Origin of the sequence: Stenotrophomonas pictorum JCM 9942 (assembly GCF_001310775.1) — a bacterium.
Taxonomy (GTDB): domain Bacteria; phylum Pseudomonadota; class Gammaproteobacteria; order Xanthomonadales; family Xanthomonadaceae; genus Stenotrophomonas; species Stenotrophomonas pictorum.
The window spans coordinates 1-522 of sequence record NZ_BAZI01000822.1 but is presented as its reverse complement, the minus strand read 5'-3'; the positions used below and the strand labels follow the sequence as shown (position 1 = coordinate 522).

Annotated in this window: 1 protein-coding gene; it reads right to left on the bottom strand. The window is 68.6% G+C overall.

Annotation, left to right across the window (positions count from 1 at the left end; all coding sequences use genetic code 11):
- The coding region (locus tag JCM9942_RS17880) for an NAD(P)/FAD-dependent oxidoreductase (RefSeq protein ID WP_172675222.1) at positions 1-522 on the bottom strand (522 nt) is incomplete at both ends.

Genomic DNA, 522 nt, shown 5'->3' with positions numbered 1-522 from the left:
TGCGCTGCAGCAGCCAGACCTGGCGCGCGGCGGTCGCGGGCTGCGGCCGGGCCAGTGATCCGCGGGTTTCGAAGGTGGCATCCACGCCCCATTCGGCCATCCAGCGGGCCGGATCCAGCGCCGGGGACGGCCCTTCATGCACCAGGAACTCGCCAACATCGAAGCCGATGCCGCCAGCGCCGATGATCGCCACCTTGTCGGCAGCCGTTACCCGGCCCAGCAGCACATCCAGATAGCTGACCACCATCGGGTGGTCAGCGCCGGGGAAGCTGGCCTTGCGCGGGGTGATGCCGGTGGCGATCACCACCTCGTCGAAGCTGCTCAATGCCTCGACATCGGCGCGGGTGTTCAAGCGCATATCGACCCCGGTTTCGGCCAGCTGATGGCGGAAGTAGCGCAGCGTCTCGTGGAATTCCTCCTTGCCGGGGATGCGCTTGGCCACGTTGAACTGGCCGCCGATCTCGCCGGCCGCATCGAACAGGGTCACCTGATGGCCGCGCTCGGCGGCCACGGTGGCGCAGG